The 20,943-nt window shown below is 42.3% G+C and carries 16 protein-coding genes; 10 read left to right on the top strand and 6 right to left on the bottom strand.

Annotated elements, in window-relative coordinates:
* Positions 1–32: 32 nt before the first annotated feature.
* The 7 genes from lepA to JMY01_RS01355 all read left to right on the top strand — a co-directional run bounded on the left by lepA (position 33) and on the right by JMY01_RS01355 (position 7,745).
* A complete protein-coding gene (gene lepA, locus JMY01_RS01325; protein WP_374220354.1) occupies positions 33–1,883 on the top strand; it encodes a translation elongation factor 4 in 1,851 nt (616 codons plus the stop codon).
* A gap of 138 nt (positions 1,884–2,021) precedes the next feature.
* On the top strand, positions 2,022–2,924 hold the full coding sequence (lepB, locus tag JMY01_RS01330) for a signal peptidase I (RefSeq protein WP_201573877.1): 903 nt from the start codon (positions 2,022–2,024) through the stop codon (positions 2,922–2,924).
* Positions 2,925–3,058: 134 nt separating this feature from the next.
* On the top strand, positions 3,059–3,475 hold the full coding sequence (locus JMY01_RS01335) for a DUF4845 domain-containing protein (protein ID WP_227677620.1): 417 nt from the start codon (positions 3,059–3,061) through the stop codon (positions 3,473–3,475).
* Positions 3,476–3,656: 181 nt separating this feature from the next.
* Positions 3,657–4,454 carry a ribonuclease III gene (rnc, locus tag JMY01_RS01340; RefSeq protein ID WP_201573879.1) on the top strand — a complete coding sequence of 266 codons (798 nt, stop codon included), beginning with the start codon at positions 3,657–3,659 and terminating at the stop codon, positions 4,452–4,454.
* Between the two features lie 184 nt (positions 4,455–4,638).
* Positions 4,639–5,802, top strand: a complete 1,164-nt coding sequence (gene era / locus JMY01_RS01345) for a GTPase Era (RefSeq protein WP_201573881.1) — start codon at positions 4,639–4,641, stop codon at positions 5,800–5,802.
* Between the two features lie 142 nt (positions 5,803–5,944).
* Positions 5,945–6,760 carry a DNA repair protein RecO gene (locus tag JMY01_RS01350; protein ID WP_201573883.1) on the top strand — a complete coding sequence of 272 codons (816 nt, stop codon included), beginning with the start codon at positions 5,945–5,947 and terminating at the stop codon, positions 6,758–6,760.
* 211 nt (positions 6,761–6,971) lie between these two features.
* Entirely contained in the window at positions 6,972–7,745 is a 774-nt protein-coding gene (locus JMY01_RS01355; RefSeq protein WP_201573886.1) for a pyridoxine 5'-phosphate synthase, read from the top strand.
* Positions 7,746–7,784: 39 nt separating this feature from the next.
* Here the strand turns inward: JMY01_RS01355 and JMY01_RS01360 are convergent, their stop codons facing one another.
* Positions 7,785–8,429, bottom strand: coding sequence for a Tfp pilus assembly protein FimT/FimU (locus JMY01_RS01360; RefSeq protein WP_201573888.1), 645 nt, complete (start codon positions 8,427–8,429; stop codon positions 7,785–7,787).
* 766 nt (positions 8,430–9,195) lie between these two features.
* Here JMY01_RS01360 and JMY01_RS01365 point away from each other — a divergent pair.
* The 3 genes from JMY01_RS01365 (at position 9,196) to mscL (ending at position 13,420) form a co-directional block, all read left to right on the top strand.
* Positions 9,196–10,491 (top strand): OmpA family protein, encoded by a 1,296-nt coding sequence (locus JMY01_RS01365; protein WP_201573890.1) that lies wholly within the window; start codon positions 9,196–9,198, stop codon positions 10,489–10,491.
* A gap of 355 nt (positions 10,492–10,846) precedes the next feature.
* A complete protein-coding gene (gene typA / locus JMY01_RS01370; protein WP_201573896.1) occupies positions 10,847–12,697 on the top strand; it encodes a translational GTPase TypA in 1,851 nt (616 codons plus the stop codon).
* 279 nt (positions 12,698–12,976) lie between these two features.
* Complete coding sequence (gene mscL / locus JMY01_RS01375; protein ID WP_201573897.1) at positions 12,977–13,420, top strand: large conductance mechanosensitive channel protein MscL; 444 nt, start codon at positions 12,977–12,979, stop codon at positions 13,418–13,420.
* An 85-nt stretch (positions 13,421–13,505) separates the two neighbouring features.
* Here mscL and JMY01_RS01380 read toward each other — a convergent pair whose 3' ends face one another.
* The 5 genes from JMY01_RS01380 to JMY01_RS01400 all read right to left on the bottom strand — a co-directional run bounded on the left by JMY01_RS01380 (position 13,506) and on the right by JMY01_RS01400 (position 20,929).
* On the bottom strand, positions 13,506–13,946 hold the full coding sequence (locus JMY01_RS01380; RefSeq protein ID WP_201573898.1) for a hypothetical protein: 441 nt from the start codon (positions 13,944–13,946) through the stop codon (positions 13,506–13,508).
* A gap of 215 nt (positions 13,947–14,161) precedes the next feature.
* On the bottom strand, positions 14,162–15,094 hold the full coding sequence (gene mutM / locus JMY01_RS01385) for a bifunctional DNA-formamidopyrimidine glycosylase/DNA-(apurinic or apyrimidinic site) lyase (RefSeq protein ID WP_201573899.1): 933 nt from the start codon (positions 15,092–15,094) through the stop codon (positions 14,162–14,164).
* A gap of 86 nt (positions 15,095–15,180) precedes the next feature.
* A complete protein-coding gene (locus tag JMY01_RS01390) occupies positions 15,181–17,727 on the bottom strand; it encodes a bifunctional (p)ppGpp synthetase/guanosine-3',5'-bis(diphosphate) 3'-pyrophosphohydrolase (protein ID WP_201573900.1) in 2,547 nt (848 codons plus the stop codon).
* 617 nt (positions 17,728–18,344) lie between these two features.
* Positions 18,345–19,886 (bottom strand): 23S rRNA (uracil(1939)-C(5))-methyltransferase RlmD, encoded by a 1,542-nt coding sequence (gene rlmD, locus JMY01_RS01395; RefSeq protein WP_201573901.1) that lies wholly within the window; start codon positions 19,884–19,886, stop codon positions 18,345–18,347.
* A gap of 218 nt (positions 19,887–20,104) precedes the next feature.
* Complete coding sequence (locus tag JMY01_RS01400; protein ID WP_201573902.1) at positions 20,105–20,929, bottom strand: 3'-5' exonuclease; 825 nt, start codon at positions 20,927–20,929, stop codon at positions 20,105–20,107.
* Positions 20,930–20,943: the final 14 nt, after the last annotated feature.

Consider the following 20,943-nt stretch of genomic DNA (forward strand, 5'->3'; position numbering starts at 1 on the left):
AACCGTTATATAGCCCTTGTTCCTTGAACCAAATGGGCGACGAACGATTATCCAATCACCTTTTATTTAGTAGGCGCTTTGTGACTGCATTAGCCAATATTCGTAACTTTTCTATCATTGCCCACATTGATCATGGTAAGTCGACGCTTGCCGATCGTTTTATTCAAATGTGCGGTGCCCTGCAAGACCGTGAGATGCAGGCACAAGTACTGGATTCCATGGATATTGAACGTGAGCGTGGTATCACTATTAAAGCGCAATCGGTCACTCTCTATTATGATCATCCCAATGGTGAGCGTTATCAGCTTAACTTTATCGATACGCCAGGTCACGTCGATTTTTCTTATGAAGTGTCACGTTCCTTAGCGGCTTGTGAAGGTGCGCTATTGGTGGTTGATGCGGCACAAGGTGTTGAAGCACAGTCCGTAGCCAACTGTTATACCGCGGTCGATCAAGGCCTAGAAGTAATGGCCGTCTTAAATAAGATTGATTTGCCACAGGTTGAGCCTGAACGCGTCATTCAAGAGATTGAAGATATCATTGGAATTGATGCGGTAGATGCCCCGCGAGTATCAGCCAAATCCGGCTTGGGTGTCGATAAACTACTTGAGGCGTTGGTTGAGTTTATCCCTGCACCGACTGGTGATCGTGAAGCACCGCTGCAGGCGCTAATCATTGACTCATGGTTTGATAGTTATTTGGGTGTGGTCTCTTTAGTGCGTGTACGTGAAGGCACTGTGAAGAAAGGCGATAAAATTTATATCAAATCGACCAAAGAAGCGCATCCAGTTAGCTCGATTGGTGTCTTTACTCCCAAGCCTTTAGATACTGGTATCTTGCAGGCAGGCGAGGTTGGTTTTATTATTGCTGGTATCAAAGATATTGCTGGTGCGCCAGTCGGTGATACTATTACGCATGCTAAGACACCTGACGTTGAGCGTATTCCTGGGTTTAAGCAAATTACTCCACAGGTTTATTCAGGTCTGTTCCCTGTCGATGCCAATGATTTTGAAAAATTCCGTGAAGCCTTACAAAAGCTACAGATCAATGATGCCTCACTGTTTTTTGAACCAGATACTTCAGATGCATTAGGGTTTGGTTTTCGTTGTGGCTTCCTAGGAATGCTGCACATGGAAATCATCCAAGAGCGGCTTGAGCGCGAATATGGCTTGGATCTCATCACTACTGCGCCTTCTGTAATCTATGAGATTGAAAAAAAGAATGGCGATATTATTCATGTGGATAACCCATCAAAGCTGCCCGAGCCCAACAACATTGAAGAGTTTCGTGAGCCAATTGCTCGCTGTCAAATTTTAGTGCCGCAAGACTATCTAGGTAATGTCATGACGCTTTGTATTGAGCGCCGCGGTGTGCAGGTTGATATGCGCTTTATGGGTAAACAAGTACAACTGATATTTGATATTCCTATGGGCGAAGTGGTGATGGACTTCTTTGATCGCCTCAAATCAGTCTCTCGCGGTTTTGCGTCACTTGACTATAATTTTGAGCGCTATCAAGCGGATAAATTGGTCAAAGTCGATGTGCTTATTAACGGTGATAAGGTCGACGCATTAGCGATGATTGTGCACCAAGAACAAGCGCGCTATCGCGGCAATCAATTAGTGACTAAGATGAAAGAGCTGATTCCACGTCAGATGTTTGATGTTGCGATTCAAGCAGCGATTGGTAGTCAAATCATTGGTCGTAGTACGGTCAAAGCCATGCGCAAAGACGTACTGGCGAAGTGTTATGGCGGTGATATCTCTCGTAAGAAAAAACTGCTGTCTAAGCAAAAAGAAGGTAAAAAACGCATGAAGCAGGTCGGCAACGTGGAGATTCCACAAGAAGCCTTCTTGGCAGTCTTGCAGGTCGATAATCAATAACTGATTCAATTTCTCATGACAGCGATTGTCACTATTTATGATTAGCTGGTAAGCGATGTTATGAGAGTCAGTGAATCCTTATGATCGGTGCAAGTTATAAGGTCATTAGATAGGCAGTGCGTTAATAGGCAGTTTAGTATGGATTTTGATTTTAATTTGATTTTGGTGCCATTAACTCTAGGCTTAGGGCTCGTTTGGCTGTTAGATAAACTGACATTAAAACAGCGTAAAACTCGTGGCCATGGCAAAGAAAGCTTGTTGGTGCGTTGGGCATATGATTTTTTCCCCGTCTTAGCTGTCGTATTAGTGGTACGTTCATTCTTGATTGAACCTTTCAATATTCCGTCATCTTCTATGGTGCCAACTTTATACACTGGCGATTTCATTGCCGTCAACAAATACGCCTATGGCGTGCGTCTGCCATTGACATATAATAAAGTTTTGGATACTGGCAGTCCTGAGCATGGCGATGTCGCCGTCTTTCGTTATCCTGATAACCCTAGTATTTATTACATAAAGCGGGTCATTGGCTTACCTGGTGATACCGTCAGCTATAGCGATGGTCAGCTTGCAATTAATGATGTACCAGTCGAGACCAAGCCAGTCAGTTTCGAGGCGAGTGCTGAGCTTACGTCACAGTTATATCCACCAGGGCAGATTGCGCCAGGTCAAGTATTGACGGAAGCTGAGGCTGCGCAAGTAGGACAAGAGGAAGAGGCGCAAGCGCAATACTTTGAAGAAACTCAAGGTGATAATACGCATTTAGTTCGCTATCTACCAAATATGAACAGCGCACAGTATGCTCCGTTTTTGCAGCAAGAATCACCAGAAGTCGTCAGCTCAGCAGGGACACAGTGGCATATTACTGTGCCTAAAGATAACTATTTCGTCATGGGCGACAACAGAGATCGGAGTGCTGATGGTCGCTTTTGGGGCTTTGTACCTGATGATAATTTAGCTGGCAAGGCTGTCTATACTTGGATGCATAAGCCACCAGGTCTCAACCTTCCAACTTTTGCACGTAATGGCTCTATTGATTAGTAGATGTTTTGTCAGGCGAATATTATGCTAATATCAATCATACTGCTCTGTTTATAAAATATTAAATACATAAAATATGCAGCAGAGTATAAAATAATTAATAACTGCTATTACAGTATTGAAGATATTAGGGTATGAACCCATTAGGAGGTGTTATGGTGCAGCAGATAACAGGCTTGCATTCGCAGCGTGGCGCTAGTGTGACTGGTATAGTGTTACTATTGATCTTTTTAGTCGTTGCAGGGAAGTTGGTCATCGCGATTGCGCCGGCACAAGTCGGTGATTATCAGCTCACCAAGTTACTCAGCTCTCAGCTAAAAGAATCCAATAATAATAACGAGACAGCGAAACAATTCGTTGAGCGTGTCAATCGACAGCTTTCGGTTAATGCGCATTATGATACCAATGCAGAAGATATCTTTACCTTTACAAATAAAAAAGCGGGCCAATTAGCTATCCACAAAGAATATAACGTCACCAATAATTTCTTTGCTAATGTCGATATTGTTAATCGTTTTGAAGGTGAGATTGAGATGGCAGAAAATGACTAATGGCTCTTTTGTCAAAACCTAGTTTTTATTAGCCTTAACTAAGGTCTATTGAACATTCAGATGAGCGCTTAATTTGTAACCTCAATTTATAACCTCAGTCAGCTGATATTATAAAAATTGTCTCAAATACATATTAAATATCTTCAAAAATACCGTAAAAAAGGATAGCCAGAAGCCACGCATGAAATCAACTCCAAAACAGTACCAAGCGCTGCCTGCGACCAAAAAAAATAGCGCAACTATGGAGACTTTGCCCATCAGCTCAGACTTTATTCAACGTCTGGAAGTATTGACACGCAAGCTAGGTTATAAGTTTGGCGATTTAAGCTTACCAAAGCTCGCCTTGACCCATCGCTCATTCGATAGCAAAAAAAACTATGAACGCTTGGAGTTTTTAGGGGACGCGCTGTTAGGTATGATTGTCGGTGAAGCGTTATATCACCGCTATCCTGCGCAAAATGAAGGCCGTTTGACTCGTATGCGTGCTACTTTGGTGCGCCAAGAGTCATTGGTGACGATTGCACAAAAGCTAGAGCTGTCAAACCATTTGATACTGGGTGTTGGTGAGCGCAAAGGTGGTGGACGTAATCGTGCCTCGATCTTAGCTGATGCAGTAGAGTCGCTTATTGGTGCTATTTATCTCGACAGTCAAGACATGGAAGTGACCCGCAACTGCGTACTTGCTTGGTACGGTGACTTAATAGATAACGTCAACGAACAGCGTGTTCTCAAAGATGCCAAAAGCCGTTTGCAAGAGTGGCTGCAATCCAAGCAGTTTGATTTGCCGCACTATGAACTGGTAGAGACGCGTGGTAATGCGCCGCATCAGATATTTGTTGTACGTTGTCAGGTCAATATTAACAATTGTCCTGATATTACTGAGTCTGGTGAGAGCCGCCGTATCGCTGAGCAAAAAGCAGCTGAATTGATGATAAATCAATTGCATAAGCTACCAGGAATATATAAAAAGCGTCCTTAAATTAGTGCTGGTCTTAAGGCATATCTTTTTAGATATTACTCATGACAAATAACGCATACGTTTCAAAATATTCAGCAATATACTGCCAACTACATAATAGTCTAGCCCATATGGTTTTCACTAATATAGTGATTTCATCATGTTGGCTGCTAGATTCAGCCGATAAACCCCACAGGATTACCCTATGAGCAATCACCCTGACTTGCCATCTAATACAGAAGATAACCTCAATAATATGACAGAAGATACGAACACAAACCAAATGAATAACGCAGAACAAGCGCAAGCAACCTCAGAAAGTAGAAAGATAGGAGAGTCATTGACCGCAACTCAGCAACAAGCTGATATTGAATCGGACAATGATACTGCGATTGAAAACAATGATGCCATCGATAGCTTTTTTGCGCCTAGTGGCAGTACGCCAATTGCAGATGGTTTTAAAGCGGGTTATGTAGCAATCGTTGGTCGCCCGAACGTTGGTAAGTCCACCCTAATGAATCATTTGTTGGGTCAGAAGCTATCGATTACTTCACGCAAACCACAAACTACCCGTCATCGTATCCATGGTATTTTAAGTACGAATGAGATGCAGGCGGTGTTTGTAGATACGCCTGGTATCCATCGTAATGAAGTGCGTGCCATCAATGAGCGCATGAATAAAGCTGCAGTATCTGCGTTAGTGGACGTAGACTTGGTGCTGTTTGTGGTGGATTCTGATCAATGGCGTGATGACGACTTATTGACATTACAAAAGCTTGGTGAGACCAATCTAACTGTGGTATTGGTTATCAATAAAGCGGATACTTTGAAAGATAAAGGCACACTTTTACCGCTCATTGAGACTTTTAGTGATAGCTTTGACTTTGCTGATATTGTCCCTGTTTCGGCACTCAAGAGCCAAAACCTTGATCGTTTAGAAGAGGTTATTGCATCACACCTGCCAAAAGCATCACCGATTTATGACACTGAACAAATCACTGATCGCTCTGAAAGGTTTTTGGCCAGCGAAATCATTCGTGAAAAAATCATGCGTAGTGCGGGTGATGAGGTACCTTATGATTTAACGGTACAGATTGATGAGTTTAAAGATGAGCCGGCGCATACTGATCCAAAGACAGGTCGTCCACGTAAAGCCTGTACGTTTATCGATGCGACTATTTATGTCGAGAGAAATGGTCAAAAAGCCATTGTTATTGGCGATAAAGGTCAACGTATCAAGCAAGTAGGGATGGATGCCCGCAAAGATATGGAACAGCTATTTGACAAAAAAATCATGTTAACGCTGTGGGTGAAAGTTAAGCGCGGTTGGTCAGATGATGAGCGTGCGCTGACCAGCCTGGGTTATTAGTTGATAATTAATAGTCAGATCATATTTGGGATTTGACTTAGGCATCAGATAAGGCTCTAATAAAGACTGTAGTTTTGGCGACTCAAAGTGAGAAATACGGTTAAAGGTGATAAATAGCAAGCGGATGCTGAGGTGATAATAGATGCGCAATGAAGCATTAGTGGGTTATTTATTACATCAGCGTCCTTATCAAGAAAAGCGCGCCCTTTACTATTTGTTCTCCCAGCAGCATGGGGTTGTACATGGCATTGGTAAAAAAGGCGCGCCGCTGTTTGAGCCGCTACAGTTGTTTGCAACAGGCAAGCGTGAGCTGAAGACATTTACTCAAATTAATATCACGCAAGCTCAGTTTATTCAATCAGCTGATACTCAGAGCAATCATTCCCAAGAAGCCCCACAACAAACACAACTAGCTCAAGAAACGACGCCAAATAATATCGCTAGTATAGAGCAAGCGCGTTATAAGCAGATCAAAGGGCAACAACAATATGCCGCGTTATATTTGAACGAGATACTGTGGAAGCTACTGCCTACTGAAGATGCAATGCCCGTATTATGGCAGCACTATCAAGACAGCTTGCTACAGCTGAAGCAGCCATTATCAGCCGATGAGCTGAGATTATGTTTACGTCAATTTGAACAACATCTATTTAATGAGCTTGGTTTTGCGCTAACATTGGCGCATGATAGTACACTCGCGCCTATTAACTTTGACAGTGAATATCGGTTTTTACCTGATGTTGGATTTACCCCTATTATTAAAGATGATAAAAGCATCATACCTACATCACAAGCCTTGTTTAGCGGCGCTGAGATTGTCGAGATGACAGAGATAGGTATCGCTAATACTACCCTGAACTCGTGGTCACGTTTACATCGTCATTTGATAGACCATTTACTTGACTATCAACCTCTGCAAAGCCGTCTACTATGGCAACAGCAACAGCGCTATCAATGATAGAGTTTATTTTTGGCAATGTTTTCTTATCTAAGTCTATGTTCGATTTACCAACATTCAAAATAATACCAAATCCAAAAAGTACGATTAACTTTGTCAAACTTGTTAAGCCTACTGGGTGTAGTGCTTGCACAAGTTTTCCGTGTTACTCTAATTTTTGCAAATGGTATAAGTTATAAAAAACTATAAAAAATTATTCAAAGGATTTCTTATGACGACCATGCAACAACATTCAACAAAAAATTCAGCAAATACACCTTTGTTAGGCGTTAATATTGATCACGTCGCAACGTTACGTCAAGCTCGCGGCGTCAGCTATCCTAGCCCTGTAGCAGCTGCATTATTATGTGAGCAAGCGGGCGCTGATGGCATCACGATTCATCTACGTGAAGATCGTCGCCATATCCAAGACGCTGATGTCTATGAGATAGCAGAAAAAATCACCACCAGACTTAACTTAGAGATAGCGGCAACGGCTGAAATGTTGGCGATTGCCTGTGAAGTAAAGCCGTACTGGGTATGTTTAGTGCCAGAAAAGCGCGCTGAGCTTACTACAGAAGGTGGTCTGGATATTGCAGAACAAATTGCTTATTTGACAGAGTATATCAATGAGCTACATGCAGCAGGTATCAAGGTTTCTTTATTCGTCGATCCTGATGAGACGCAGATAGCCGCCGCAGTGAAATGTCAGGCTGATGCTATTGAAATTCATACAGGTGCATACTCGGAGGCAGGTTTGGCTGGGGATGTCGAAGCCCAAAGTGCCGAATTAAAACGTATTCAGCAAGCCGCTGCGAGTGCTCAGCGTATGAATGATAAGTTATTGATTAATGCCGGCCATGGTCTGACTCGAGATAATGTCAATGCTATTGCGAAAATTGAGGGCATCTATGAGCTAAATATCGGTCATGCGCTCATTGCAGACGCCGTATTTATGGGCTTAGAGCAAGCTGTCAAGATGATGAAAGCGGCAATGCACAAGTAACTCAAACGCCCTAAGTTAAATCAAAGACATTAAATACAGCTATCCTGCGCATCCAGTATCGTGAATACTGTTGGGCTTATATTTTATAATACCACCTTGATTGAATGACACTTGATACATGGATTGGCTGTATGTCTTGCTTGGGCAGTATTTGATATGACCGAAGTGACCACGCGGCTTACCTGAGTCACCATAAAACCTTACATAGTGGCGTCTGCCAGCTCGCAAATGCAGCGTGCCATATTTAGGATCTAAATGCTGCTCACTAAGCAGATGATCTGTATCACTATCAAAATGCTTGTTGTCATTTTTATCAATGAATAATAATAGGTTTTTGCTGCTTTCTTTATTACAGCGTCCCCCTGAGTTAGATAAACAAACCAGCAGGTTTTGCCTTCGAATGTAGCTTTCGACTTTAGCAGACGTAAAGGTGTTCATTAATGTGTGCCTAACGCGTTTCGCTTCCATATTAGCGAGCTGCGTCAATATCGCTGGGACAGCGATAGTGGCTATAATGGCTAAAACTAGAGTGGTTACGATAACTTCTGTAAGAGTGAAGCCTTGTTCTGGACGAGCCAGAGAGTCTTTTTTACCTGTGTGAGAGTTGTTTTTTGTAATAGTGGCTTTTAATGTTGGCTTATTAATAGAAGTATTATTTACTAATGCCAAGTAGACACGTGTCATAATGATAACTATCTGCCGATTCCTTAATAAAGACTTACGTGACGTGGTCATATGCTGTTATTACCTATAGTCAGTATTTTAGTGGTATTAATATTTTTTATCTTCCGTGTGTATATAACCAGCTCTTAAGTCTTGGCGATGCTGTTTGATGGAATCTGAATCTTTCTTACAGTAGAGCAGCAGCACTTAGTCATTAACCACTTTTATCATTACTCAACCGCACACATAGTTAGTTAACTATAAAAGACTTGCATTGCTAATCTCACTCGAGAGATTACCTAGACATCTGAACTCGGCTGTCTTAGTTTTATTGCAAATTGAACTAACTATGGATCATGGATCGTTGAAATTATGTTCACTATTTTATATAAACAGAATATAAGCCAACTGTCAAAATATGTTTCAATTAGTGAATGATAAGTTTTTGTAATAGAGAAAAAAAATTAGTTGTACTAAAATGATAATAACCAATAGACAAAATCTGTTCTTAATCAGATTAGGAACGGGTTTTTAAAAGAACATAAGTGCAAACTATGTTTGTTCTTAGTAAAATGAGTTGATTATTGTGTTTTAGTTACAACACTATCGTGTAATAATGTGTAGCTGTATAACGAAAAAAGTTGTAAACTGAATTAATAATCGATAAGCTACTCCCTAATTGGTTTTGTTGTATAATTATACAGCCGTAAACGATGTCTGTTTTTTAGTTCATCTGGGAAGTGGTTATGCTTAACGCATCACTTAAATAATCCTTTGGAGGAAGTCCATGAAATTGAATAAAATTGCTTTAGCTATAGTTGCTGTAGCAGCTGCGCCACTAGCGGCAAACGCTGGTGTAACTATCAGCCCATTGTTACTTGGTTATCACTACACTGATGAAGCGCATGATGAGCAGCGTGATATCCTAAAAACTGGTAAAGACCTATACATCGATGCCAACGGTAACTCGATCGATGGTCGTGGTGGTAATGTACCTAATGGTGGCGTAGCCAAAGAAAGCGGTCTATACACTGGTGCTGCGCTAGGTATCGAATTGACACCTTCTACACAGTTTCAAGTAGAGTATGGTGTATCAAGTGCGAACGGTGAAGCTTCAGAAAAATCAGCTGATGCAGGCGTTAACCGTTTTGATATCGAACAAACCATGATCTCTGGTAACTTCTTGATCGGTACTGAAGAATTCACTGGTTACACTGATAGTGCGTTCAAGCCGTACGTACTAGTTGGTGCTGGTCAATCTAAAATTAAAGTAGAAAACCAAGAAACCTATACTGCAGCTCAGGGTTCTTCTGTAGGTACAGTTAATGCTGGCACTGAAGTGTCAGAGTCAAAAGACACCATCGGTAACCTAGGTCTAGGTGCTATGTATCGTATCAACGATGCACTAAGCCTACGTGGTGAAGCACGTGCTATCCACAACTTTGACAATAACTGGTGGGAAGGTATGGCTCTAGCTGGTCTAGAAGTTGTACTTGGTGGCCACTTAGCACCAACAGTAGCAGTACCACCACAAGTAGAGCCAGGCGTAACTGCTCCACCAGTAGTAGTGGTTGAGCAAGACATTGATTCTGACGGTGATGGTGTACCTGATAGCATCGATGAGTGTCCAGGCACCCCAATGAACGTTGTTGTAGATGAGCGCGGTTGCCCAGTAGCAGTAGATATTACTGACGAGCTGAAAATGGAACTACGTGTATTCTTTGATAACGACAAGTCAGCTATCAAAGCTCAATACCAGCCTGAAATCGCTAAAGTAGCAGAGAAGATGCGTGAGTATCCTAACTCTACCGCTCGCGTTGAAGGTCATGCTTCTAAGACTGGCCCATCAGCCGCTTACAACCAACGTCTATCAGAAGCTCGTGCGGTTGCTGTGAAATCTATGTTGACTAACGAATTTGGTATCGCTCCAAACCGTCTATCAACTGTTGGTTACGGTTATGACCGTCCAATCGCAGACAACAACACTGAAGAAGGTCGCGCTATGAACCGTCGTGTTTATGCCATCATCACTGGTGACAAAACAATGACTGTTGAACAAACTAAAGATATGGTTGTTCAGTAAGTAGTCGCTTATTGGTTAAGTTAAACTCTTTTGAGTTACAAAAAAAGCCGCCCAATGGGTGGCTTTTTTTTATTTATGTTCTTAGATAACAAGTTATTGCATAAAATTATCATGCAATAATGTTATACTAGCTGCCCAAACACTTTGTAAGTTGACAAAGTGTACATTAGCATGGCTATCTGTACGATGGATTTATCAGTATAGATAATTTGATTCACCATTAGTTATTATTTCACTGTGCCTATTGTGTAGTGATATGAGAGTATGGTGATAATATCTATCTGCATTATGATAAAAGTTTATCCAGCGGCGCTTACTGCTACTGCATTTTTTTAAGATAAAACGAGCATTTTATATGGCGAACGACATCAAACACCTGCGTAACATTGCAATCATTGCCCACGTTGATCACGGTAAAACGACCTTGGTTGATAAATTATTACATCAGTCTGGTACTTTTGGCGATCGTGCAAACATTGCAGAACGTGCAATGGATTCAGGTGATATTGAACAAGAACGTGGCATTACTATTTTGGCAAAAAACACAGCCATCCGCTGGACGGATAGCACTGATAATACTGAATACCGCATTAATATTGTAGACACCCCAGGTCACGCCGACTTTGGTGGAGAAGTAGAGCGTGTTATGTCGATGGTTGACTGCGTACTACTGGTCGTTGATGGTGTCGATGGCCCAATGCCGCAGACACGTTTTGTGACTCAAAAAGCCTTTGAACAAGGCCTAAAGCCGATTGTTGTTATTAACAAAATTGACCGCCCAGGTTCGCGCCCTGATTGGGTAATGGATCAGATTTTTGATTTGTTTGATAACTTAGGTGCCACGGATGAACAGCTTGATTTCCCAGTTGTTTATGCTTCAGCACTCAATGGCATTGCTGGTCTAGAAGCAGATAACCTAGCTGAAGACATGACGCCATTGTTCAAAACCATCGTTGATGTTGTACAACCACCTCAGGTTGATGCAGATGCGCCATTCCGCATGCAAATATCAAGCCTTGACTATAATAGCTTCGTTGGTGTTATTGGTATTGGTCGTATTCAGCGTGGTAGAGTAAAAACCAATACGCCAGTGACTGTGGTTGATAAAGACGGCAAAACACGTAATGGTCGTATTTTAAAAATTATGGGCTATCATGGTCTTGAGCGTATCGAAGTAGAAGATGCACAAGCGGGTGATATTATCTGTATCACAGGTATCGATGCACTTAATATCTCTGATACTATCTGTGATCCCAATCATGTTGAAGCATTGCCACCATTAACGGTCGATGAGCCAACTGTATCAATGAACTTTCAGGTTAATAACTCACCGTTTGCTGGTCGTGAAGGTAAGTTTGTGACGTCACGTAATATTCGTGAGCGTTTAGAGCGTGAGCTGATTCATAACGTCGCCTTGCGTGTAGAAGATACCGAGTCTCCTGATAAATTTAAAGTGTCAGGTCGCGGTGAGCTGCACTTATCAGTACTTATCGAAAACATGCGCCGTGAAGGTTTTGAGCTTGGCGTATCAGGTCCAGAAGTTATCGTCAAAGAAGTTGATGGTAAGCTCCAAGAACCGTATGAAAACGTCATTTTTGATATTGAAGAAGAGCATCAAGGCGCTATCATGGAGCAAGTGGGTCTGCGTAAAGGTGAGATGACTGACATGCAACTTGATGGTAAAGGTCGCATGCGTATTGAAGCAACGATGCCAGCTCGTGGTCTTATCGGCTTCCGTTCTGAGTTTTTGACTCTGACTTCAGGTACAGGTATCTTGACGTCAAGCTTCTCTCATTATGGACCACAAAAAATCGGTGATGTCGGCGGCCGTGCCAATGGTGTATTGGTATCTATGGCAAAAGGCGTATGTTTAGGTTTCGCTTTGTTTAACCTACAAAAGCGCGGCAAACTGTTTGCTGAGCCACAGCTTGAAGTCTATGAAGGGATGATAGTTGGTCTGAACTCACGCAGCGATGATATGGCTGTTAACCCAACAACGGCTAAGCAGCTGACTAACGTTCGTGCTAGTGGTACTGATGAAGCCTTGACTTTGACTCCTGCGATTAAGTTTACTCTTGAGCAGGCGCTTGAATTTATTCAAGATGATGAGCTAGTAGAAGTAACACCAAAGGCAATTCGTCTTCGTAAGCGCTACTTGACTGAGAGTGAGCGTAAACGTCACGGTCGTGGTAAAAAGGGTGCTTAATATCGATAAGTAAATTACATAGTAATTTATATGTCTGATATTCAATAGCATTATCTTATGCTAATAAAAACTATCAGCATTAAGATATAGAAAACCAGCAGTATAGAGTGAGCTAAATATGGTTCACTTTATGCTGCTTTTTTTGTTGTAATATTTATATAATACAAACAGAATAATTGATAATAGTAGTGTATCTTGCTATTGAAAATAAAATCCAATTTTGGGTCAATCATTTAAACACACTATCTGATAATAGATAACGGTTTTGAGGAATAAATAATGAGTATGGTATCTGAGTTTAAAGAGTTTGCTGTAAAAGGTAACGTGATGGACCTAGCGGTCGGTGTCATTATTGGTGGGGCTTTTGCCACTATCACAACCTCTTTGGTTGAAGATATTATTATGCCGATTGTTGCCTTTATAGCCGGTGGCGAAATCAACTTTGAGAATATGTTCTTAGTATTGGGCGATGTGCCAGAAGGTATCGCTATGACTTATGAAGCACTCAAAGAGGCGGGCGTTCCTGTATTGGCATACGGTAGCTTTATCACCGTGCTTATTAATTTCCTTATCTTAGCCTTTATCATCTTTATGATGGTTCGAATGGTCAACAAAATGCGTCGCGAAGAAGAAGTAGAGGAAATATTAGAAGAGCCTTCAGAAGAAGTGCAACTGCTTCGTGAAATTAGTGCTAAGCTCAGCAATACCAATATGACCAAATAAAAATATATCGCTCGATCATTCCAGCAATAAAAAAGGCTAACGCGATGTTAGCCTTTTTTATTGCTTATTGCTTAATATTTAGAACCTATGGCGTGACGACCACATAATCATTGGTATTGATTAGAATCTCTGACGGTTGGTCGACCACAATACGTACTACGTTATCATCGACGGCCTGTGTTTTGTAATAATTGTCTTCTGCAACGGTGCAACCTAGGCAACGTCCCATAGCATCCCAAGGCTCAACGAATAGCTTCTGCTGCGCTTGATCTGCGTTACCACCAATCAGTGAGAAGGGTAGACTAACGAGGTAGGCTGCAGTGCCTGCAACAGCATTTACGAGCTGTAGGGGCTTACCTACGACGGTGTCAACTACCATCGTTTCATAAGAAGGACCAAAGTCAGTCTCATCTATTTCTATTGCTGCCAAGGCAGGCTGCATGCTGGCAGCCATTAAACCTAAGCTTGTAACTAGCGTAAAAAACTTCCGCTTAGCGGTGCGCTGGGTCTTGGCTTTAACAGTCATAATGATATCCTAAAACTCATAATTAGTATGATGAATGGCTACTGCTATTTTCACACAGAGACAATTTCTCCATAGAACAATACAGCAACGATAATTAGATTGAATATTACAGATAAATAAATGCTGTGCACTATTTATGTAAGTGTTGGTACTATTAAAGCAAGATGCGCGCCAATTAGCAACATAAATGCATGACGCATTGTTGTGTCAGGTTTTTATGTGTTAACTGGCTGACAGCTTGGGCAGTACACGCTCGCACGACCATTTAGCTTGATATTATCAAGTGTCGTATCACAATTTGGACATGACTCACCTTGTCTACCATAAACATTTAGAGTTTGCTGAAAGTAGCCTGTTTGTCCACTGGCGACAGTAAAGTCACGTAAAGTTGAACCTCCAAGCTCAATGGCTTTGTGTAAGATGGTTTTAATATGATCGACCAAAATTACTATCTGCGCATGAGTGAGTTGATGCGCTGGGGTAGCTGGATGAATACCTGCTAAATATAAGCTCTCAGTAGCATAAATATTGCCTACACCTACCACAATTTGCTGTTCCATAATGACGGACTTAATGGGGCGTGCGATAGGGCGTCTTTTGGCTTTTTTATCTAACGAGTCTTTGTTGTCGGTCGTACGTTGAATGAGATGATATAAATACTCAGCAGTGAATTCGTGTGATAAAGGTTCGGGACCCAGATGATTGAGTAGTTTATCGCCATAGTCTGCACACCATAATACCGCACCGAAGCGTCTAGGGTCATGATAGTGTAGCTGTGTGTGCTTGCCATCGGTAGCGCTAAAAGTCATCACTAAATGGTCATGTTTTCGCTTATCCGTATCAACAGGGTATTGTTGTAGGCTTCCAGACATTCCTAGATGGACAAGCAACTGCCGCGTATCTTGTATGACGGAATTCTTACTCACTGTTTGCGCGCTGTTTAAACGCTCAGTGTTAGCAGAAAAATCTAATATCAGATACTTTGCACGGCGTTCTATGCTCTGCAAAGTATAGCCAACCAGAGTATCTAAATCATCAGGCATTGGCCAACGTAGCTTTGGTTGGAATACTTGTATAGCGTTAAGCTTTTGACCTGACAGCGGCTTAAGACTGGTTTTGGTAGTTTCAACTTCGGGTAGCTCAGGCATAATGGTCTTTTATAATATAGTGGGTTGACTATAACCTTATTGATAAGAGATTTGATATTAATAATAAATGTGAGGTCTGACCGGCATTAGGTAATAGCGCGACGTGCATGCAAAATTCCTGGCTGCTGCTCAAGTTTGGCGAGCAGTTTAGACAAATGTGCCAAACCCGAGACTTCAATATGAAACTTTAAAGAGGCGATATTATCATCGGTACTTAAGGTTTCAACTTGACGAATATTGACGCTTTCTTTATCAATAACTTGGGTTAGGTCTCGTAATAACCCACGCCGATCATAAGCTTCGATATGAATATCTACGGGCTGATAACGACCAGACTTTGACTTCCAAGCAGCGCTAATTTGGCGTTCAGGATCACGTTCAACCAGACGTACATATTCAGGGCAGCCACGGTTATGTACACTGACACCGCGAGATTGGGTGATATAACCAGAGATAGGTTCACCATGTACAGGGTGACAGCAGCCGGCCAGATTGACTTCAATGTTATCTAGACCATCGATGCTGATTTTATAAGCATCAAGCGAGCCTGTAGATTTTGGATCAATGCTGGGTGCATACTCTTCTTGTTCTTTTTCAGGCTCTAGACGCAGCTGACGGGAAATATGTCCAGTAAGCTGATGTAGTCCGATATCACCCGTTACCAAGCCAACGACGATATCATCAGTATTATTGACATGAAAAAACTGTGTATAGTCGTTCAAATCAATACTGTTTGGATGTACAGATAAGCGCTCAAGCTCTTTTTTGAGCATCTGCCGACCAATCTCAATATTCTTATCACGGTCTTGCTTATTGAACCACTGACGTAGTTTTGAGCGTGCGCGATTGGTATGAATATAACCCAGTGACGCCACCAACCAATCACGATTGGGCTCACGTGATGCTTTAGTGATGATTTCTACTTGCTCACCCTTTTTTAGCTGATAGGTTAGAGGCACATAGCGCTGATTAACCCGTGCGGCTTGGGCGCGATTACCGACTTGTGTATGCACGTAATAAGCAAAATCAAGGACGGTTGCACCTTTTGGTAGTTCGGTGATATCACCATCACGGCTAAAGACATAGATGCGCTCAAGCTCGTCAAAGTTAACGATTTGTTCTTCGTCTTCAAACTCGCTTATGTCTTGATTGTCGTTATCTTCATCGCCTGTTAAGTTTGAGTGTACTGGGTTGTTAATAGAGAGCAGGTGGCGCAATGAGCTGATTTTTTGGTTTAAGTAATTGTCTTTTTTGCCTTTACCGCCTTCTTTATAATTCACATGAGCACACATACCAAGCTCGGCTTCAAAGTGCATACTGTGCGTACGAATTTGCACCTCTAGCGATTTATTTTCGGCGATGACGGCAGTATGCAAAGAGCGATAGCCATTTGGTTTTGGATTGGTAATATAGTCGTCAAACTGTTCTGGAATATACCGCCATAAGCCATGCACCAGTCCTAATACGTGATAGCAGTCTGATGGGTTTTCGACTAGGACGCGCAATGCACGAATATCATAAAGCTGGTGAAACGACAAACCTTTGAGTTTCATTTTGCGATAAATAGAGTAAATATGCTTTACTCGTCCTGAGACATCCGCGCAAATTCCAGCGTCTGCTAAAGATTGGTTGAGCTTATCTTGCATACGCTGAATGTACTCTTCGCGCTCGCTGCGTTTTTCGGATAATAACTTGGCAATCTCTTTATAACGATCTGGAGCGAGGTAGCGAAAAGCTAGGTCTTCAAGCTCCCATTTTAGCTGTGCAATGCCCAAGCGGTGGGCGAGTGGCGCATAAATAGTCATTACTTCACGAGCAACGCGCTGTTGCCGTTCGGTGTTAGAAAAAGACAACTCACGCATAGCAAAAGTACGTTCAGCTAGCTTAATTAGCACGACACGTACGTCATTGGTGACAGAAATGAGCATGCTATAGATATTTGATAACTGATCGCGCTGGTTGTTGACAAAGTGATCTTCTAAACGTTTGTTGCTCTCGATAATGGCAGACAGCTTCCCCAGAGCCAAAGCGTCTTTTACTAAGACATGGACATCAGTACCAAAGTTTTTTTCAATATCAGCCAAACTTACCATGGATTTGCGTGCACTACGATAGAGCATGGCAGCGACTAAGGCGTTTTCGTCTTGATATAAATAGGTCAAAATATCAGTCATGCCAATGCCAGTGACATATGCGCCAGAGCGTTCAGATTCACTCGTATTCATGCGACTACGAATAAACTCACAGGCAATAGCCAGATTGGGTACAGAGTCCTGACCGATACGTTTTGCGACATTATCAAGCCAAACAGGCACATCAATATTGGCCTGATCTAAGTCGGTATTATTAGAAGCTTCTAATGAGATGTTTTCTTCGTCTGTGAAAGTGCTTTTTAGAGACTCGTTCTCTAATTTTGGATCATGACTGTGATAAGAGTACTGTGCGGAGCGATCAAAAGTGGTTTGTAGTTTATGAGTTGCTAGCTGCTGTTTTATATCTAGCGGTAATTGAGCATAGCTGTTGGCAGATTGATGAGAGCGCTGACTGGCAACCAGCTGCGCTGCTAATGATGCACTATCGGTTTCCGTGGTTTGTCCATCTATCAATGGTAATCCTTCGCGGATTTTTACCATAGCCTGCTCCTCTTAGCTATTTTCAAAAATGTTTTTGCCCCGTCTGCAATCAAAGATGCTTGTTATTTATTCTATTGATATAAAGTCATACTCTCGGCAGTTCGATCTAGGGAAAACACTCTATTTATATTTCTAGCACCTATTATGTTGAATTACGCACAACACCCAATCTATTAGGTGAGTTTTACAACTCGTTATAATAAACAAAAGTCCATTTATTTTATCGTTATTATATTTAATGCTTAAAGCTGTCAAAATGATAGCAGCAAGAGCAATATGGCTAACATATTGCTCTTTAAGTAGTTAGGTTATTCGTACTGTTAACTTGCAAAATCGTTTTTTATAAAAACGGCATGCTGATTTCTTTATCTAACTATGCTTAATAGCCACTCTAAATCAAAAATGAATCAAGTTAACTAGTTTAAAAAAGCATTATATTTATATCTATAGTTATATCATTTTTGAACCGTAATTCAAGCTAGGATCTGTAATTAGGGTAAGCATAGCGTAACTTAATAGCCGATTTTAGTCGGCATTTATCATTAGCTGTCGTTCATTCAAAGTCATCCCCTAGCTGTGTGACGATATAAATATTAGCTGAGTTCAAAGGTTTATCTTTACGCTGATACCTTTTCAAATCGAGCGATTGATTCAACATGACCCGTATGGCAGAACATATCCATCACCCCAGCATGAGTCAAACGATAGCCTTGCTCCAATAACGCCTTGGTATCGCGGGCGAGCGTGGCAGGATTACAAGAAACATAAACGATGCGCTCAGCGTTAAACTTTGGCAAGTACTGCATAATCTCCCACGCGCCAGAGCGTGGTGGATCAATCAATAGTGCATCAAAACCCTGATTGGCCCAAGGTTGGTCTGAACAATCATGCGTCAAGTCTTGAGTATAAAATTCAGTGTTATGGATACCGTTACGACGTGCGTTATCAGCGGCGCGTGCGGTCATTGCATCGCTACCTTCTACGCCTACCACGGAGCCTGTTTCACCAACCAGGCGCGCAAGTGGCAAGCTAAAGTTGCCAAGACCACTGAATAAATCCAATACTCGTTCGCCTGCTTTTAAATATAGCAAGTCACAAGCCAGCTTGGTCATCTGACGGTTCACCGACAGGTTGACTTGGGTAAAGTCAGTCGGGATAAATTCAAAAGTAAGATCAAATTCTGGCAATTGATAGTACAAGCGTCCAAACCGCTGGCTCATGTCATCATTGTCAGTCAAGGCAATACGCTGGATGCTGTCAGCGCCTTTAGATTGCAGATATAACTGCCAGTTGCGTGCGGCAAAAAATACTTTTAGTTTCTCTACATCAGCGTCTGATAATGGCTCCAAGTTGCGCACGATAAGGGCAACAGGTTGATTGCCATCTGGCAGCTCATCTATTTGCTCGCCCATGGCCAATTCAAGCTGAGCAATCTTGTCACGACTCTCTAAAGTGCTGATAAGCGCTTTTAGGTTTTCAATCTCAAAACCGATTCGTGGGTCTAAGATGTGACACTCGTTTAACTCCGCCAAAAAGTTACTAGAGCGCTCACGGAAACCGACCAAAGCCGTTTCCTTTTTGGCGACATAGCGAACGCCCAGTCGTGCTTTGGTACGATAGCCAAGGCGATCACCGACCACGGGTGCAAGCCAAGTATCAGGCTCAACATTGGCCTGATGTATCAGCATCTCAGCCAATACAGACTGTTTAAAATTGATTTGACCATCTGGCTGCCAATGTTGCAGGTTACAACCACCGCAGACACCAAAATGCGGGCAGGGTGGTACAGCACGCTCAGGGTTTGAGTTGGCCGTGATGCTAATCGCATCGCCTTCCTCAAAGCTGGCACGGCTGTTGGTCAATTTAACCAAAGCGCTTTCACCGGGCAAGGCAAAGCTGACAAAGACTTTTTTGCCATGTTTGTCCTCGATATGACCATCATCTACGCCAAAGCCATTGCCGTATATCGCAACGCCGCGACCATCATGTGACAAGCCATCAATAGTAAAAGGCAGCGGCTCTGCTTCTTTTAGACGACGACGGGTCTTAGAAGAAGGTTTGGACTTCTTCTTATTGGGCGGTATGGTAATCGTCTGGGTATCGCTCGTTTGTGGCATAGTATCAGCTGCTGTAGATGTCTTTGAATCGGTGGGTTGCATAAACCTGCCTTAATAATAAATGATAAATAACTAAAAATAAGGGTGAGTGCTATAAATTCACTCAAAAAAAAGCACAAGCGCTACTGGGATGAATTTTGCGCAGCCTCTGTGAACGCAGCACGCAAGTAAAATTTATACCAGTAGCGTACTTAAACCTATAACAAATTTACTTTCAACTGACCATCTTATTTATAGCACCGCTTTATAGCTTGGGCTTTTTAAGATTTGGGCGCAGATGACCAGTCAGCGATAAACTCATGATGGCGTGGACTGCCATCCGCTTGGGTATACTGTGCCAAATAATCATGGCTTTGCTGCTGCCAAGCGTTAAAGTCCTGTGAGGATAATTGACCCGTCAGACGCAACCAGCGCAAATAAATCAGCCAAGTATTCATGACATCAGACTCGCAGTAAATGGACAGCGTTTGCCAGTCGCCATTTTTGACGAGACCGCCAACCATGCTGCCATCGACGTCCGTTTTTCCAGGTAGACCATAAAGGCTTGCGACCACATCCATGGCCTCGCGGCGACTGGCACCGTATTGGCTAAATCTGTCCATTAAGTCCAGATGGCGAGTATGGAAGCGATTGACATAATTATCAAAACGCATGTTTTTGATGCGCTCGCCTTCTTCAAATAGCCAAGGTGCTGACAAGTCATACTGCATGGCACGGTAAATAAGCACGGGAATATCAAAGCCAGAGCCATTCCAACTAATTAGCTGAGGTAGTTTTTCAAGATCACTAAACGCCCGAAAAAACTTAGACAGAATGTCTTTTTCGCTAAATTTATCTGCGGTTAGAGAAAACAAAGAAAACGTGCCATCTTTGATATATAACGCTGAGATACAGACGATACGCTGCAGTGGCAAGCGCATAAAGTCATGTCCTGCTTCTTGTGTGCGTATCGCTGTCAGTGCGCTTAGGGCATCGGCATCGTTAAGCTCAGACAACTGCGGATAGATACGGCGCGCCGCATCAGTATCGGCAACAGTTTCGATATCAAAGACCAGTATCGGGTCGGACGGTAAGGCTTGTGACATAGGTAAACCTAATT

It is taken from the genome of Psychrobacter sp. H8-1 (assembly GCF_904846575.1).
Taxonomy (GTDB): domain Bacteria; phylum Pseudomonadota; class Gammaproteobacteria; order Pseudomonadales; family Moraxellaceae; genus Psychrobacter; species Psychrobacter fulvigenes.

Coding starts and splice junctions, on each gene's coding strand:
- mscL (WP_201573897.1), top strand. CDS start 12,977: ATGAGTATGGTATCTGAGTTTAAAGAGTTTGCTGTAAAAGGTAACGTG.
- era (WP_201573881.1), top strand. CDS start 4,639: ATGAGCAATCACCCTGACTTGCCATCTAATACAGAAGATAACCTCAAT.
- lepB (WP_201573877.1), top strand. CDS start 2,022: ATGGATTTTGATTTTAATTTGATTTTGGTGCCATTAACTCTAGGCTTA.
- mutM (WP_201573899.1), bottom strand. CDS start 15,094: ATGCCTGAGCTACCCGAAGTTGAAACTACCAAAACCAGTCTTAAGCCG.
- rnc (WP_201573879.1), top strand. CDS start 3,657: ATGAAATCAACTCCAAAACAGTACCAAGCGCTGCCTGCGACCAAAAAA.
- JMY01_RS01360 (WP_201573888.1), bottom strand. CDS start 8,429: ATGACACGTGTCTACTTGGCATTAGTAAATAATACTTCTATTAATAAG.
- lepA (WP_374220354.1), top strand. CDS start 33: ATGGGCGACGAACGATTATCCAATCACCTTTTATTTAGTAGGCGCTTT.
- JMY01_RS01355 (WP_201573886.1), top strand. CDS start 6,972: ATGACGACCATGCAACAACATTCAACAAAAAATTCAGCAAATACACCT.
- typA (WP_201573896.1), top strand. CDS start 10,847: ATGGCGAACGACATCAAACACCTGCGTAACATTGCAATCATTGCCCAC.
- JMY01_RS01350 (WP_201573883.1), top strand. CDS start 5,945: ATGCGCAATGAAGCATTAGTGGGTTATTTATTACATCAGCGTCCTTAT.
- JMY01_RS01380 (WP_201573898.1), bottom strand. CDS start 13,946: ATGACTGTTAAAGCCAAGACCCAGCGCACCGCTAAGCGGAAGTTTTTT.
- rlmD (WP_201573901.1), bottom strand. CDS start 19,886: ATGCAACCCACCGATTCAAAGACATCTACAGCAGCTGATACTATGCCA.
- JMY01_RS01390 (WP_201573900.1), bottom strand. CDS start 17,727: ATGGTAAAAATCCGCGAAGGATTACCATTGATAGATGGACAAACCACG.
- JMY01_RS01335 (WP_227677620.1), top strand. CDS start 3,059: ATGAACCCATTAGGAGGTGTTATGGTGCAGCAGATAACAGGCTTGCAT.
- JMY01_RS01400 (WP_201573902.1), bottom strand. CDS start 20,929: ATGTCACAAGCCTTACCGTCCGACCCGATACTGGTCTTTGATATCGAA.
- JMY01_RS01365 (WP_201573890.1), top strand. CDS start 9,196: ATGAAATTGAATAAAATTGCTTTAGCTATAGTTGCTGTAGCAGCTGCG.